A 15,507-nucleotide genomic window follows, 5' to 3' on the forward strand; every position below is an offset into this window, starting at 1 on the left:
AAGAGGGAGACCCGCTACTAGGCTTCCGCGCGGGAGTCGCCGTCGACGGAAGCGAGATCGCCTTGAGTTTCCAGACCATCGGTCATCGTGGAGTGATGGGTGTCGAGCCGGAAAACACCCTGCGCTCCTTTCTGCGCGCCGAGCAGGCCGGCATGGACGCCATCGAACTGGACCTGCATCTGAGCAAGGACGGCGCGCTCGTCGTGATGCACGACACCGCGGTGGACCGTACGACCGACGGTACGGGCCCCATCGCCGAGCAGACCCTCGCCGAGCTGCGGGAACTCGACGCGGGCGACGGCGAGCGGGTGCCGGTCTTCGAGGAGGTCCTGGACGCCGTACGGTCGCCGGTCCAGGCCGAGATCAAGGACGTGGCGGCGGCCCGCGCACTGGCCGAGGTGATGCACCGGCGCGGGCTCGTCGGCCGCGTCGAGGTGTCGTCGTTCCACGACGAGGCGGTCGCCGAGATCGCCGCGCTGGTGCCGGGCGTCCGCACGGTGCTGATCGCCAGCCGCTGGGGCGCGGATGTGGTGGACCGGGCCATGGCGGTGGGCGCCGGCGCGCTGGCCCTGAACATCCGCAGACTGACCCTGGAGGTCGTCGAGCGGGCGCACGCCGAGGGGCTGGGGATCATCGGCTGGGTAGTGAACACCCAGGATCAGCTGCGGCTGGCCCGGGCGTTCCAGCTGGACGCGGTGACCACCGACTTCCCGGAGATCCGGCGCACCGGCCGGTTCACCGCCTGAGCCCCGGCGCCCCTGAACAGGACCAGGGCCGGACCAGCGGCTGGGCCAGGACCTAGACCAGCGGCTTGACCAGCAGTTCGAACTTCAGGTCGTCGCGCTGCGGCAGGCCGAAGCGCTCGTCGCCGTACGGGAAGGGGAAGAGCTTTCCCGTACGGCGGTAGCCGCGCCGCTCGTACCAGGCGATCAGTTCCTCGCGCGCCGTTATCACGGTCATCTGCATCTGGCGGACCCCCCAGGTCTCGCACGCGATGCGCTCCGCCGCGGCGATGATCACCCGGCCGAGACCCGCCCCCTGTAGTCCCGGCCGCACGGCGAACATGCCGAAGTAGGCGGCCTCGCCGCGGTGTTCGATCTGGCAGCAGGCGATCAGCCCGCCGTCCCGCTCGACGACCAGCAGCCGGCTGCCGGGCGCCTCGATCACGTCGAGCACGCCCTGCGGGTCGGTCCGCTGCCCCTCCAGGATGTCCGCCTCGGTGGTCCAGCCGGTACGGCTGCTGTCCCCGCGGTAGGCCGACTCGATGAGGGCGACGAGCGCGTCGGCGTCGGCTGCCGTGGCGTCCCGGTAGGTGAGTTCGGCGGCGGAGCGCGAGGCAGTGTCCATGGTGCGGGTTCTCCTGATCCGGGCTGCGGTGGGACGCCCGCAGCCTAACGCGGAGACCCGTCGCGGAACCCGGGCGGTGGCCACCGCAGCCGGGACCTCCGGCTGACCACCGCCCGCGGCGCTCGACGGCCGCCGGACCGGTGCCTTACGCGGATCAGCGAGGTACGGACCGGGAGGTACCGGACCGCCAGCCGTACCGGGGGACGAAACCGAGCAGTCCGGCGCAGGCGCTGGTGTCGAACAGCGAGCTGTGGCCGACGAGTTCGGCGAAGACGGGCACGCCGGGGTGGTGCTCCGCCATCAGCGCGGCCGTCGGCAGCGGCGAGGACGTGTCGGAGGCGGCGACATTGACGACATGGCAGCCGCGCAACTCCGTCTCCAGCGCGCACCGGATCGCCTCGGCGGCGTCCCGGGTGTCCAGCCAGCCCCACAGATCCATCCGGTGAGCCGCGGGATCGGACCGTACGGCGTCGAGCTGGAGTGCCAGCCGTTCGCCCGTTCCGGTGAAGGGGAACCGCATACAGACGATGTCGGTCCCGTAGCGCCGGTGGGTGGCGCGGGCGGTCTCCTCCAGGACGATCTTCGAGAGCCCGTAGGGGTCCTGGACGAGGATCGGATGTTCCTCGTCCAGGGGGACGTACCGCGGCGACTGCGGCACCGGCGACCAGGCGAGCCCGACGGCCGACAGGCTGGAGGCGGCGACCACCCGGCGGACGCCGTTGCGGCCCGCCTGGTCCAGCACCCGGTGCGCGGTCAGGCAGTTGGTGGCGAACAGGGCGCTGGCATCGTCCATGTTGGGGTGCGGGATGGCGCCCAGATGGACGACCGCCTCGGCTCCGTCCATGGCCTTGCGCACCAGTTCCGGGTCCTGGAGATCGCCCGTGTGGACGGACTCGACGCGGGGGTCGTCGACGGGGACGAGGTCGGTGGCGACGACCTGGTGGCCATGGGCCAGGAGGGCGTCGAGCACGAACCCTCCGATATGACCGGCGGCGCCGGTGACCAGCACACGCATCAGCCCTTCACCGCCCCGACCAGTCCGTTGACGAAGTACCTCTGGAGGCTGAGGAAGAGCAGGATCACCGGGATGACCACGATGAGCGCGCCCGCCATCAGATTGTTGTAGTGCGGCACGTTCTCGGCGGAGAGCGTCTGCAGACCCAGCGGCAGGGTGTACGTGGACGGGTCGTTGAGCGAGACCCGGGTGAGCAGGAACTCGTTCCAGGTCGGGATGGCCGTCAGCAGCCCCACCGTGATCAGCGCGGGTCTGGCCAGCGGCAGATAGACGGCGGCGAAGATCCGCAGTTCGCTCGCCCCGTCGACGCGCGCGGAGTCGCGCAGCTCGTCCGGTACGGCCATGAAGGCGCCGGTCATCAGCAGGACGGACAACGGGGCACCACCGTTGACGAAGGGCAGGACAAGACCGAAGTGCGAGCCGAGGATGCCCATCTTGTTCTCCAGCAGCACGATCGGCAACATCACCGTGATGCCGGGCACGAACAGCAGCGAGACGAACAGCTTCTGCAGCGCCCCGCGGCCGGGGAAGCGCAGGACGGCGAAGGCGTAGCCGGCCGCCGCGTAGATCACCAGCGTCAGCACCACGGTGTAGAGCGTGACCAGCAGGCTGTTCAGGAAGAAGTCGAAGAAGTGCAGCGTGTTCCAGGTGTCGACCAGGGTGTCGAACGTCGGGTTCCGCGGGATCAGATGCCCGCCGCGTACGACCTCGATCTGGTCCTTGAAGGCGGCGGACACCATCCACAGGAACGGATAGACGCTGACGAGGCCGTACAGCCCGAGCAGCACGCCGACGACGGAGCGGGCGACGACCCGGCGGATGCGGGCCCCGCGCTCGTCGGGCGGGCCGGGAGGGGCCGGGAGGGAAAGCGATGTCATGGTGTGCTCCGCGATGTCATGTCTTGCTCCGCAGTGCCCGCAGATTGATCAGGGCGAGGACCAGGGCGGCGGCGAACAGGATCCAGCCGAGCGCACTGGCGAGCCCCAGGGTGGGCGAGAGATTCTTGAGGAACGCGAGGCGGTACGCCTCCAGGCCCAGCACATTGGTGTGGTCGCCCGGGCCGCCGTTGGTCATCACCAGGAAGGTCTGGAAGCCCTGGAGCGACTCGCGCAGATTGAGCAGCACGACGACGGCGGTGATGGGCCGCAGCAGCGGCCACACCACGGAGGCATTGGTACGCCACCAGCCGGCGCCGTCCAGCTCCGCAGCCTCCAGCACGCTCCGGTCGATGCCTTGCAGGCCCGTCAGATACAGCAGCATCGCGACCGGGACCTGCCCCCACACCGTCACCACGATCATGGTGGGCAGGGCGGTGGACGGATTGCCGAGCCAGCCCTGTGGCTGCTGGAGGGAGCCGAGCCCCAGGCTGTCGAGCAGGAGGTTGACGGCGCCGTCCGGCTGGAGGATGTACTGCCAGGCGAAGAAGACCGCGACCCCGCTGGTCACATACGGCAGGAAGTACACCGAGCGCAGCACCGACCGGAACCGCTTGACCCGGTTGAGGAGCACGGCCAGCGGAAAGGAGACCGCGACGGTCAGGGCCGGCGCGGCGATCATGACCCAGAGGGTGTTGAGCGCCGCGTGCCGCACCCGGGGCGCGTAGACAGGGCTGCGCCACAGCAGGTCGGCGTAGTTGTCGAGGCCGACCCATTTCCAGTTCGGGGAGAAGCCGTTCCAGGTGGCGAAGCTGAGCGCGAAGCCGTAGCCGACGGTGTACAGGCCCATGACGCAGAACAGGACCACGGCGGGGCCGACGAACAGGTACCCGGTGAGCGTTTCGTACGACCGCGCGCTCCGGCGCGGTGCCGGTGCGGCCGCGCCGGGGGCCCCGGCCGGGCGGCGGCGTTTCTCGCCGCCGTCCCCGGCTGCCCCCGGCGCGGTCTGTCGGGGAGCGGTTGTCACTGCACCGCCGCCCAGTAGGAGGCGTTGAGCTCGCGGAGCTTCTGGGCCGTCTCCTCGACGGACTGCTGCTTGAGCGGGGTGAGGTCGGCGAGGATCGCGCCCGCGTCGTCCTGCTCGTAGCCCGGCGCGCGGAACTCATTGCCGCGGCTCGGGTCGTACGTGTTCGCCGGGGTGCCCTTGAAGCTGTCGACCATGGCGGCGAGCGTCGGGCCGAGGACCGTAACGGAGTCCGCGCCGAGTTCGGTGGCCGGGACGTCGGAGGCGTCCTTGGCGAACGTCGCGGCGACCTTCTGCCGGGACAGGAACTCCATCCACTTCTTGGCGTTGTCCGGCTGCCCGCTGGTCGCGGTGAGGCTGAGGCCGGTCAGCGCGAGCGGGCCGAGCGCGCGGTCCGGGACGGCGCCGTCCTTCGGGGAGGGCAGCCCGAACGCGAACACGTCGTCGGGGTTCATCCCGTTCTGCTGGAGGAAGGCGAGGGTGAAGGTGCCGCCGACGTTGAAGGCCGACTTGCCCTGCGCGAAGGCCTGGTCCGCCTGGTCGATGGTGAGGGTCTGGGTGCCGGGCATCCAGTACGGCGTGAGCTGGTCGTACAGGCTGAGGACCTTGATCCCGTCGGGCGAGGCGAAGTCGGCGTTCTTGTCCTTGCCGAAGAGGTTCTCGTACCCCTGCTGACCGAGCTGGCTGAAGGCCAGCGGCTGGAGCACCCAGTTCAGGCCGGTGGACTGGACCTTGAGACCGAGGGCGAGGCCGCCGGTCCTGGGGTTCTTGGCGGTGGTCGCCTTCAGCGCGGCCAGGAACTCCGCCCAGTCGGCCGGCGGCTCGGTGATGCCCGCCTCGGCCAGCATCTTCTTGTTGGCGTAGACGATGCCGAAGGTGCCCACGGTGAGCGGCACGCTGTAGCGGGCGCCCTTCTCGATGCCGTGGTCCTTGGCGGTGTCGGGCTGCGCGTCCTTGAACCGCTGGTCGGTGACGAGGCCCGACTGCCGCACGGGCTGCTGGACGCGGTCGGACCACGCGCCCTTGAAGTCACCGCTGAGGTCGGACACGAGCCCCGCCGCGCCGAAGACGCGGTCCTCGCCGTCGGAGTGCACTTCGAGCACATCCGGCAGGTCACCGGTCTTCGCCGCGCTCTGCACCTTGGTGGTGTACGCGTCGTCGGGCGTATAGGCCTCGATCTTGACGGAGATACCGGTCTGTTTCTTGAACTCGGCCGCCGCGTTGCGCAGCGCGCCGACATGGGTCTGCTTGAAGGTCCACATCTCCAGCGACGTGGCGTCATCGCCGGAGCCGGAAGAGCCGCCGCAGGCGGCGAGGGTGGTGAGTGAGAGCGCGGTGGCCGCGGCCACCGCCGCGCGCCGGACATTCCGCAAAAAAGGTATGCGCATGGCCCCTACCTAAGGATCAACCGTTCAGAAGGCCGAATGACGTTGGAGTGACTGAACTTATGAGCGTGGTGATATAGCGTCAAGACGCACGTCGAGATTCGTGCTGACCGGATCGCCGAGGGGCGCCGGTGCGGGAAGCGGAGGTTCCGTGGAATCGGTGGCAGCAGCAGCGCGCGGGCGCAGGCCCGAAGAGGTCAAGTCCGCCGCTCGGGTGCTGGAAGTACTCGAGCTGCTCGGCGCGGAGGGCGCCCGGCTCTCGCTCGCCGAGATGGCCGGCGCGATGGCCGTGCCCAAGAGCAGCCTGCACGCGATCCTCCGCACGATGGAGGCGCGCCGCTGGGTGGATCTCGATCCGTCGGGCACCCGCTACAGCCTCGGCCTCAAAGCCCTGTTGACGGGTACGGCCTATCTGGAGGGCGACGATGTCGCGAGCCTCGCGGGGCCGGTGCTCGACGCCCTCGCCGAGGAGACGGGCGAGTCGGTCCATCTGGGCAGGCTCGACGGAACGGACGTCGTCTACCTGGCCAAACGCGAGTCGCGGCACGCCCTGCGGATGTACTCGGCGGTCGGCCGCCGGCTCCCCGCGCACGCCACCGCGCTGGGCAAGGCGATGCTCTCGCAGTACGACGCGGCTGAGGTGCGGATGCGGCTCAACTGGCCGCTGGAGCGGCTCACACCCGACACCGTCACCGACCCGGACGAGCTGCTGAGCCAGTTGTCGGAGGCGCGGCTGCGCGGCTGGGCGATGGACGACGGGGAGAACTCGCCGGACATCCGGTGCGTCGCCGTGGCGCTCGGCACCGGCCATGGCGGCGGCGACGCGATCAGCTGCTCGGCGCCCAAGAGCCGGATGGACGACGCCCGCGCGCAGGAGGTCGCAGGGGCGGTCACGGAGGCCGCCCACTCGCTGCGGACTCTCCTCAAACGGCTCGGTCAGCACTGAGCCCGTTCGCGCCCTTATTTGGTAGAGTCATTGACAAATCAAACCGCCCTTCCCTACGTTCGGATAGCAGTACACCATTCTGCTATCTGTACGCTGGAGTTCGCATGGCTCAGCCTGATGCCCGCTCCGAGGTCCTCGCCCCCGCCCCCTGGGTCGAGGAACGCGGCGCCACGATCCGCATCACGGCCGTACGCACGTTCCTGACAGCCCCGCACGGCTGTCCCCATCTCATCGTCCGGGTCGAGACCAATGAACCGGGGCTGTACGGCCTGGGGTGTGCGAGCGATCCGCAGCGCACCCTCGCCGTGCGATCCGTACTCGACGACTATCTGGCGCCGCTGCTCGTGGGACGCGATCCCGACGACATCGAGGACATCCACCGGCTGCTGCTCAACAGCGCCTACTGGCGGGGCGGTTCCCTCACCGGGAACGCCCTGGGCGGCATCGACGTCGCGCTGTGGGACCTGAAGGCCAAGCGGCTCGGCGCCCCGCTGTACTCCCTGTTCGGCGGACGGGTCCGTACCCGCGCCGACGCATACACCCATGTCGACGGGGCCGACGCGGCGGAGATCGCGGACAAGGTGGCCGCCGCCAGGGAGCGCGGCTACCGGCATGTCCGGATCCAGGCGGCGGTCCCCGGCTCCGACACGTACGGCACGAAGGCGGCGGGCGCGGCCGACGCCCGCGCGCTGCGGGGCCGGTCGGTGCCGTGGGACTCCGCCGCGTATGTACGGACGGTTCCGGGCATCCTCACCGAGGTACGGGAACGTGCCGGCGACGAGGTGGAGCTGCTGCACGATGTGCACGAGCGGCTCGACCCGCGCCAGGCACGCGACTTCCTGCGCCGGGTGGAGGGAGCCGGGTTGTACTTCGTGGAGGATCTGCTCGCCCCGGAGGACGCGTCGCACTTCGCGGCGCTGCGCGCGGGCTCCTCCGTCCCGCTCGCCGTCGGCGAACTCTTCAGCGATGTGGGCCAGTTCCTGCCGCTGCTCGAAGGACCCGCCATCGACTTCGCCCGGATCAGGATCCCGACCCTGGGCGGTCTCACCCCGGCCCGCAAGCTGGCGGCCTTCTGCGAGCTGCGCGGCGTACGGCTCGCCCCGCACGGGCCCGCCGACGTCAGCCCCGTCGCCCAGGCCGCCACCCTCGCCCTGGACATCAGCAGCCACGCCTTCGGCGTCCAGGAGGCGGCGGTCTTCGCGTCCCCGGTCGCCGAGGTGTTCCCCGGCACGATCACGGCCCGCGACGGGGGCCTCGCCCCCCATGAGACACCCGGCCACGGTGTCGACTTCGACGAAGCCGCCGCCCGTCGCCACCCCGTGCCCGAGCCGCTGGAGCACGACCGCTGGGCCCTGCTGCGCAACACCGATGGGAGTGTGCAACGACCGTGACCTCCGATGCCCGAAGGGCTCTTGTCGTCCGTGGCGGGTGGGAGGGACACCAGCCCGTGACGATCACGGATCTCTTCCTGCCCTTCCTGCGTGAGCAGGGGTACGACATCCGGATCTCCGGCACGCTGGACGTCTACACCGACGCCGCCCTGCTCGCCGCCACCGATCTGGTGGTCCAGTGCTGGAGCATGGGCGAGATCACCAAGGAGCAGAGCACGGGGCTCGCCACGGCCGTCCGGGCCGGCACCGGGCTGGCCGGCTGGCACGGCGGGATCGTGGACTCCTTCCGCGGCGACGTCGGCTACCAGCTGCTCACCGGCGGCCAGTTCCTCATGCACCCGCCCGGTTTCTCCGACCACGGGGTCACGCTGGTCAAGGAGCGCGCGGACCATCCGGTGATCGCCGGTCTCACCGACTTCCGCGTCCATACGGAGAAGTACTGGATGGCCACGGACCCGCTGATCGATGTCCTCGCGGTGACGGAGTTCGAGGCGGACGAGGACCGGTCGCGGCCGGTCACCATGCCCGCCGTATGGACCAGGAGCTGGGGAGCCGGGCGGGTCTTCGTCTCCGCCATCGGCCACAAGCCGGACGACTTCGATGTGCCCGAGGTCCGAACGCTCACCGAGAGGGGCCTGCTGTGGGCGAGCCGCTGAGGATCGGGATGGTCGGCGCGGGCAAGATCAGCGGCGCCTATCTGGACACGCTGGAGCGGCTGGAGAACGTCACGCTCACGGCCGTTACGGATCTCGACCCGAGCCGCGCCAAGGCTGTCGCCGCCCGGGCGCCGGGGGTGGCGGTGGCCGGCTCGGTGGCCGATCTGGTGGTCCGCCCCGACGTCGACGCCGTACTGAATCTGACGATCCCGGCGGTCCACGCCGAGGTGGCCCGGGCGGCGCTCGCCGCGGGCAAACACGTCTACGGGGAGAAGCCGCTCACCGCCACCCGCGAGGAGGCGGACACGCTGCTGGCCTCGGCCGAGGCGGCCGGGCTGCGGATCGGCTGCGCGCCCGACACCGTCCTCGGCACCGGCATCCAGACGGCGCGCAAGGCGGTCGACGACGGGCTGATCGGTACCCCCGTCGCCGCGACGGCCTTCATGACCACGGCGGGACACGAACGGTGGCACCCGGACCCGGAGTTCTACTACCGGCCGGGCGGCGGGCCGCTGCTCGACATGGGCCCCTACTACCTCTCGGCGCTCGTCCATCTGCTGGGGCCGGTCGTCACGGTCACCGGCGCGGCCTCCCGGCCCCGCGCCGAGCGGAAGATCGGCAGCGGGCCACGGGCCGGTGAGCGGTTCGCGGTCGAGGTGGACACCCATGTCACCGGCATCCTGCGGCACGCGAGCGGCGCGCTCACCACACTGGTGATGAGCTTCGACATCCATGCCGCCCGGCTGCCGCGCATCGAGGTGCACGGCACCGGCGGATCCCTCTCGGTCCCCGACCCCAACGGCTTCGACGGCCGGGTCGCACTGCACCGGGCCGGCGCGGAGTGGGAGGCCCTTCCGGTGTCGGCCGGATATATCGGGGCGGGGCGCGGCACGGGACTCGCCGATCTGGCGCAGGCGCTCGCCGCCGGCCGTCCGCACCGGACCTCGGCGGACCTGGCGCGCCATGTCCTCGACATCATGTTGACGCTGCTCGACTCGGCCGGGGAGGGCGCCTCGCTCCCGGTCGCGAGCAGTTGTACCCGGCCGGCGCCGGTGAACATTTAGCAGGGTCTTCGCAGCAGGTCAGCAGGGAGATTTCCGGCCGGACGGCAGGGACGCGGCGGTGTCCCTGCCGTCGTCGTACGCCCTTCGCGTCAATTCACTTACTTTCCGGCCGCTTCACTTTTCGGAAATTTATTGCCCTGACAATTCCTCATCCTGCCTTCACCACCAGGAAGAAGGAGGAATTGCGAAAGACGTTGACTTGATAACACTCTTGGTTTTACATGGCGGTTACTGGCTGGACAGGAAGGGCCGCCCATGCATGACCGCAGGAAGTCAGGAGAGGCGCGGATAGCCCATTTCCTCGCCGCCCGTTTGCGTCCCGCGCTGTATACCGGGCGGCTTCCCCTGGAGGTCGGTGCCTGGCACATCCCGGGTGAGCCGGTCCCCGTCGCGGTGGCCCTGCGCGCCGACTACACGCCGTTCGTGGTGGGCGATGCCTGGGGCCGCCCCTGGTCCACCACGTGGTTCCAGGTCCGCGCCGCCGTCCCGGAGCGGTGGGCCGGCAAGCGGGTGGAGGCGGTCTTCGACCTCGGCTTCGGTCCGGAGGGCGGCTTCGGTCCGGAGGGCGGCTTCGAGCCGGGCCCCGGCCGGCGCAGCGGCTCCGGCGGCCACGCCGAGGGACTCGTCCACGACGCGCACGGCACTCCCCTGCAAGGGCTGCACCCGCACCACCGGTCCGTGACCGTCGCGGCCCCGGCGAGCGGCGGTGAGCCGGTCCTGCTGCTCATCGAGGCCGCCGCCAACCCGTCGATCGACGCGCGCTCCGGCACCGGCACCCACTACGGCGACCCGGTCACCGTCGGCGACGCGCCGCTCTACCGGCTGCTCCGCGCCGATCTCGCGGTCCGCGACGAGGACATCTGGCAGCTCATCCACGACATGGATGTGCTGGCCGGACTCATGCACGCGCTCCCGGTGGAACAGCCGCGCCGGTACGAGATCCTGCGCGCTCTGGAACAGGCCATCGACTCCGTCGACCTGCGCGATGTCGCCGGGACCGCCGCGCGGGCCCGCGAGATCCTCTCCCCCCTGCTGGCCCGCCGCGCGCACGAGTCCGCGCACACCGTCGCGGCCGTCGGCCACGCGCATCCGGACTCCGCCCGGCTCTGGCCGATGCGGGAGACCGTACGGAAGGCCGCCCGCACTTTCAGCACCATCACCGCGCTGGCCGAGGAGTATCCGGAGCTGACCTTCGCCGCCTCCTCCGCCCAGCAGTACGCCTGGATGAAGGACCACCATCCGCATGTCTTCGAGCGGGTGCGCAAGGCCGTCGCCGACGGCAACTGGGCGCCGGTCGGCGGCATGTGGGTGGAGCCCGACGGCAATCTGCCCGGGGGCGAGGCGCTGGCCAGGCAGTTCGTGTACGGCCGGCGCTTCTTCCGCGAGGAGCTGGGCACCGACACGGACGGCGTCTGGCTGCCCGGCTCTTCCGGAATGAGCGGCGCCTTCCCGCAGTTGGCCGCGCTCGCCGGGGCCCACTGGTTCCTCGCCCAGACGTTCGCGCGGAACGACACCAACGCCATGCCGCATCACACCTTCTGGTGGGAGGGCATCGACGGCACCCGTATGTTCAGCCACTTCCCGCCCGCCGGCACGGCCGACACTGCTGGCACCGGCGGCTCCGCCCTGACCGGCGGCGAACTGTCCGAGGCGGTCGCGACGTACGCGGACAAGGGCGGCGGCACCCGCTCGCTGATGCCCTTCGGCCACGCCGAGGGCGGCGGACCCACCCGCGAGATGCTGGAGCGCGCCCGGCGGCTGGCCGATCTCGAAGGCTCCCCACGGGTCCGGATCCAGCATCCCGCGCACTTCTTCCGGGACGCCCTCGACGAATATCCGGACGCGCCGGTGTGGCGCGGCGAGCTGTATCCGGAGAGCCACCGCGGTACGTACACCAGCCAGGCGCGCACCAAGCGCGGCAACCGCCGCAGCGAATCGCTGCTGCGCGAGGCCGAGTTGTGGTCGACGACCGCCGCGGTGCGGGACGGCGTCCCCTATCCGTACGACGAGCTCGAAACGCTGTGGAAGAAGGTCCTGCTGCACCAGTCCCACGACATCCTGCCGGGCGCCTCGATCGCCTGGGCGCACCAGGAGGCCGAGCAGACGTACCGCGAGATCCACCGCCGTCTCGATCATCTGATCCGGCGCGCGGTCGGGGCGCCGGAGTCCGGCTCCGCCACCGGCGTGTCCGTCTACAACGCCGGTCCCCTGCCGCGCCGCGAGGTGGTCGTGCTCGACGGGGCCGGTCCGGTGGCCGGCGGCCAGCCGCTCTCCGACGGGCGGACCGCCGTGCTGGCCGAGGCTCCCGCACTCGGCCGGGGTCCGGCAGGGCGCGAGCCGGCCGGGGTCGCGCCGGTGACCCTCGGCGCCGCGGCCGGCGGAGGGCATCTGCTGGACAACGGGCTGCTGCGGATCCTGATCGACGCCGACGGGCTCGTACGCTCCGCGCTGGACCTGATCACCGGCCGGGAGGCCATCGCGCCGGGCGCCGCGGGCAATCTGCTCCAGCTGCACCGCGACGACCCGGCGCGCTGGAGCGCCCGGAATCTGGACGCCCAGTACCGCGCCACCTGTCGCGACCTCGACCGGGCGCACCGCGTCGAAGTGGCCGAGAGCGGACCTCTGCTGGCGTCCGTACGGGTGGTACGGAGCACCGGCCGGTCCACGATCGAGCAGGAACTGTCCCTGACCGCCGGGAGCCGCGCCCTGACCATCGACACCGCCGTCGACTGGCGCGAACAGGACACCATCCTCAAGGCCGCCTGGCCGCTGGACGTGCACGCCGAACACAGCCGGGGCGAGATCCAGTTCGGACATGTCGAGCGCCCCACGCACGAGAACACCAGCTGGGACGCGGCCCGTTTCGAGATCTGGGCGCACCGCTGGATCCATGTCGGCGAGCACGGCTGGGGCGTGGCCCTGGCCGGTGACTCCACGTACGGCTACGACGTGTCGCGCCACACCCGCGAGGACGCCGGGACCACCACCACCGTGCGGCTCTCGCTGCTGCGATCGGCGCACAGCCCGGACCCGCACGCCGATCGCGGGCCCCAGCGCTTCCGGCACTCGCTGCGGCCGGGGGCCGGTGTCGGCGACGCCGTCGCGGAGGGGTACGCCCTCAATCTGCCGCTGCGCCCCGGGCCCGCGGGGCCCGCCGTGCCCGCGCTGCTCTCCGTGGACCATCCCGATGTGATCGTGGAGGCGGTGAAGCTCGCCGACGACCGCTCGGGCGATGTGGTCGTACGGCTCTACGAGTCGCGCGGCGGCCGGGCGCGCACGGCGCTCACCGCCGCCTTCCCGGTCACGGCGGTGTGCGAGACGGACCTCCTGGAGGAGACGCTCGCCGTCCATCCGCACCAGGACGGCTCGGTCGCGCTGACGCTGCGGCCGTTCCAGATCCTCACCCTGCGATTGGTCCGCGGGGCGCCGCCGGCGGCGGACCTCCCTCCGGGCGGGCACCGAGCGGGAGGCTCCGGTGCCTGAAGCCCGCCTTGACGACGGCCCGGGCTCTCTGCCCCCGGAGCACCGGGCCGTCCTGCGCCGCTGGGCCGAGGACGGCGGCCCGCTCGCGACGCGCGCGAGCGTCGTGCTGCTCGCCGCCGACGGGCTCCGCGACGCCGAGATCTCCCGCCGCCTGGGGGTGTCCCGGCAGACCGTCGGGAGCTGGCGGCAGCGCTGGACGAGCGCGGGCATCGACGGTCTGGAACATCGGCCCCGCACCGGCAGGCCGGCCACCGTGGACGAGGCGGAGGTCGTCACCCGTACGCTGCTGGCGCCCGGCGGCAGCGGCGCCTCCCGCGCGGTCGCCAGGGAACTGGGTCTCTCGCACGCCACGGTCGCCGGGATCCGGCGGCGCTGGCGGCTGACACCGGACGAGGCGCCGGCTCCTTCCGTACCGACCAGACCGCCGCTGCCCGGCGCCGATGTGTGGGTGATGGGTCTGTACGTGGACCCGCTGCGCGCCGTGCTCCTCGCCGGAACCCGGCAGGGGCCGGCTCCGTCGGCCGCCGCCGGGACGGTGATCGGTACGGATGTGCTCGCCGGACTCGACCGGGCGCTGGAGGCCGCGCTGACGGCGGCGCCGGCGCGGGTGACCGACGACGGCACCTCGGCGCGCGGGCTGGCCGACTATCTGGCCGTGGCGGGCCGCAGCCACCCGGACCTCGGGCTGCACGCGATCACGCTCTGGGACGCGACGGGCACCACCACGGGCGCCACGGACGCGACGGGCGCTACCGGCACGTCCGGGCAGCCCGCCGCCCCCGATGGGCCGGTGACACGCCATCACATCCCGGCGCGGTCCACCTGGCGCACCTTCCTGCGGGCCATGATCGCGCTCGACAGCACCAGCCATCCGGAGTCCTCGCGCCGCGTCTATCTCGATCTGGCCGCCGAGCTGGAGCGGTACGCGACGGCGCGCGCCGACAGCCCGTGCACCGCGGTGCGCTGGCTGCGCGAGAACGTCGCCGGGCATCTGGGGGCCGGCCGCTCGGCGGACAGCCCGGCACAGAGCCAGTCGTGGAGCGGGGTCAATCAGATCGATCTGGGCTCGTTCAACGAGTGTGTGGTCATCGAGACGGTACGGCTCTCCGGCACCATCACCCGGGGCGAGATCGCGCACCGCACCGGTCTCACCCAGCAGTCGGTGTCCCGGATCGCCCGCTCCCTGCTGGACCGGGGCATCCTCATCGAGGACGCTCAGCGCCGCGCCACGTCGGGCAAGCCCCGTACTCCGGTACGGCTGTGCGGTACGGCCGCGCACGCGCTCGGCATCCATATCGATCCGGAGGTGCTGACCGCGGTCGTCATCGACCTGGACGGGGCCATCGTCTGCACCCGTACCCGGCCCGTCACCGCCGACATCGATCCCGCGGAATTCGTGGAACGGGTGGCCGCGCTGGGCCGGGAGACGCTCGCCGAGGCGCGCGGCGCGGTACGGGAGGAGGGCTTCCTCGGTATCGGTGTCGCCGTGCCCGGCCCGGTGGACATCGCGTCGGGCACGGTGCTCGGACCGCCGCTGATGTCGGCCTGGGGCGATCTTCCGCTGCTCTATCTGCTCAAGGACCACTTCCCGTGTCCCGTCCTCATGGAGAAGGACTCCACCGCCGCTGCCGCCGGGGAGCGGTGGATCGGGCGGGACCGCAGGGCGAGGGACTTCGCGTATCTCTATCTCGGTACGGGCGTCGGCACCGGGCTCTATCTCAATGGCGACATCTACCGCGGGATCAGTGCCAACGCCGGGGAGTTCGGGCAGCTGTGCGCCATCGCGCTGGGGCGCGTGGACAAGGACGGCCGGCCGGAGATGATGCCCGAGTGCAATCCGCCGGTGTCCGTGCCCGGTCTCGCGGTACGGGGCGGGATGCGTCCCGTACCGACCGCGTCGGGGAGCACCGCCGCCTATCTGGCGGTGGGTGAGGCCGCGGCGGCGGGCGATCCGGCGGCGGCCGCGGCCGTGCGCGAGGTCGCCCAGGCGGTGGGGCGGGGGGCGCTGGGGCTGGTCGATCTGCTGGACATCGATCTGATCGTGCTCGGCGGCCCGTTCTTCACCGAGGACGTCGCCGACTTCTATCTGGACGAGATCGCCCGTACGGTCAACGAGTTCCCGACGGCCAGACGGCTGCGGCGGGTCGAGGTCGAACCGTCCGTGCTGAGCGCGGAGGCGGCCGCGGTGGGGGCCGCGTCGACCATCTTCCACGCGACGTTCGCCCCGCGGCTGCGGGGGCGGGAGGGGCGGGCCCGGCATCTGCCGGCGGAGTGAGCGGATCCGCCTGTACGAAACGGCCCGAGCGGATCCGTACGGGCGG

At 71.5% G+C, this 15,507-nt stretch carries 12 protein-coding genes; 7 read left to right on the forward strand and 5 right to left on the reverse strand.

What is annotated here, in order from left to right; translation table 11 throughout:
- The first annotated feature begins 62 nt into the window (after positions 1 to 62).
- Complete coding sequence (locus ACZ6MZ_RS13320) at positions 63 to 746, forward strand: glycerophosphodiester phosphodiesterase (RefSeq protein WP_469351705.1); 684 nt, start codon at positions 63 to 65, stop codon at positions 744 to 746.
- 52 nt (positions 747 to 798) lie between these two features.
- Here the strand turns inward: ACZ6MZ_RS13320 and ACZ6MZ_RS13325 are convergent, their stop codons facing one another.
- The 5 genes from ACZ6MZ_RS13325 to ACZ6MZ_RS13345 form a co-directional block, all read right to left on the reverse strand.
- Positions 799 to 1,347, reverse strand: coding sequence for a GNAT family N-acetyltransferase (locus tag ACZ6MZ_RS13325; RefSeq protein ID WP_384192623.1), 549 nt, complete (start codon positions 1,345 to 1,347; stop codon positions 799 to 801).
- 154 nt (positions 1,348 to 1,501) lie between these two features.
- The gene (locus ACZ6MZ_RS13330) at positions 1,502 to 2,362 is read right to left on the reverse strand and encodes an NAD-dependent epimerase/dehydratase family protein (protein ID WP_389792248.1); all 861 of its coding nucleotides are present in this window, start codon (positions 2,360 to 2,362) and stop codon (positions 1,502 to 1,504) included.
- Positions 2,362 to 3,240, reverse strand: coding sequence for a carbohydrate ABC transporter permease (locus ACZ6MZ_RS13335; RefSeq protein WP_469351708.1), 879 nt, complete (start codon positions 3,238 to 3,240; stop codon positions 2,362 to 2,364). Before ACZ6MZ_RS13335 ends, ACZ6MZ_RS13330 begins: the two co-directional genes overlap by 1 nt.
- A gap of 16 nt (positions 3,241 to 3,256) precedes the next feature.
- Positions 3,257 to 4,264, reverse strand: a complete 1,008-nt coding sequence (locus ACZ6MZ_RS13340) for a carbohydrate ABC transporter permease (RefSeq protein ID WP_469351710.1) — start codon at positions 4,262 to 4,264, stop codon at positions 3,257 to 3,259.
- Positions 4,261 to 5,649 (reverse strand): ABC transporter substrate-binding protein, encoded by a 1,389-nt coding sequence (locus ACZ6MZ_RS13345; RefSeq protein WP_469351711.1) that lies wholly within the window; start codon positions 5,647 to 5,649, stop codon positions 4,261 to 4,263. Before ACZ6MZ_RS13345 ends, ACZ6MZ_RS13340 begins: the two co-directional genes overlap by 4 nt.
- Positions 5,650 to 5,806: 157 nt before the next feature.
- On the opposite strand from ACZ6MZ_RS13345, the gene ACZ6MZ_RS13350 reads away from it, so the two are divergent.
- From ACZ6MZ_RS13350 to ACZ6MZ_RS13375, 6 genes are all read left to right on the forward strand, one after another.
- Positions 5,807 to 6,592, forward strand: a complete 786-nt coding sequence (locus ACZ6MZ_RS13350; RefSeq protein ID WP_469351713.1) for an IclR family transcriptional regulator — start codon at positions 5,807 to 5,809, stop codon at positions 6,590 to 6,592.
- Positions 6,593 to 6,696: 104 nt separating this feature from the next.
- On the forward strand, positions 6,697 to 7,983 hold the full coding sequence (locus tag ACZ6MZ_RS13355) for an enolase C-terminal domain-like protein (protein WP_469351715.1): 1,287 nt from the start codon (positions 6,697 to 6,699) through the stop codon (positions 7,981 to 7,983).
- A gap of 56 nt (positions 7,984 to 8,039) precedes the next feature.
- Entirely contained in the window at positions 8,040 to 8,639 is a 600-nt protein-coding gene (locus ACZ6MZ_RS13360) for a ThuA domain-containing protein (protein ID WP_469351717.1), read from the forward strand.
- The gene (locus ACZ6MZ_RS13365) at positions 8,624 to 9,703 is read left to right on the forward strand and encodes a Gfo/Idh/MocA family protein (RefSeq protein ID WP_469351719.1); all 1,080 of its coding nucleotides are present in this window, start codon (positions 8,624 to 8,626) and stop codon (positions 9,701 to 9,703) included. Before ACZ6MZ_RS13360 ends, ACZ6MZ_RS13365 begins: the two co-directional genes overlap by 16 nt.
- A 255-nt stretch (positions 9,704 to 9,958) precedes the next feature.
- Entirely contained in the window at positions 9,959 to 13,186 is a 3,228-nt protein-coding gene (locus ACZ6MZ_RS13370) for an alpha-mannosidase (protein WP_469351721.1), read from the forward strand.
- Positions 13,179 to 15,461 (forward strand): ROK family protein, encoded by a 2,283-nt coding sequence (locus ACZ6MZ_RS13375; RefSeq protein ID WP_469351724.1) that lies wholly within the window; start codon positions 13,179 to 13,181, stop codon positions 15,459 to 15,461. Before ACZ6MZ_RS13370 ends, ACZ6MZ_RS13375 begins: the two co-directional genes overlap by 8 nt.
- Positions 15,462 to 15,507: the final 46 nt, after the last annotated feature.

This window comes from Streptomyces sp. NPDC042201 (genome assembly GCF_055582185.1).

What these genes read in the sequence shown, in the direction of transcription:
- ACZ6MZ_RS13325 (WP_384192623.1), bottom strand. Translation starts at nt 1,347, where the DNA reads ATGGACACTGCCTCGCGCTCCGCCGCCGAACTCACCTACCGGGACGCC.
- ACZ6MZ_RS13330 (WP_389792248.1), bottom strand. Translation starts at nt 2,362, where the DNA reads ATGCGTGTGCTGGTCACCGGCGCCGCCGGTCATATCGGAGGGTTCGTG.
- ACZ6MZ_RS13335 (WP_469351708.1), bottom strand. Translation starts at nt 3,240, where the DNA reads ATGACATCGCTTTCCCTCCCGGCCCCTCCCGGCCCGCCCGACGAGCGC.
- ACZ6MZ_RS13345 (WP_469351711.1), bottom strand. Translation starts at nt 5,649, where the DNA reads ATGCGCATACCTTTTTTGCGGAATGTCCGGCGCGCGGCGGTGGCCGCG.
- ACZ6MZ_RS13355 (WP_469351715.1), top strand. Translation starts at nt 6,697, where the DNA reads ATGGCTCAGCCTGATGCCCGCTCCGAGGTCCTCGCCCCCGCCCCCTGG.
- ACZ6MZ_RS13370 (WP_469351721.1), top strand. Translation starts at nt 9,959, where the DNA reads ATGCATGACCGCAGGAAGTCAGGAGAGGCGCGGATAGCCCATTTCCTC.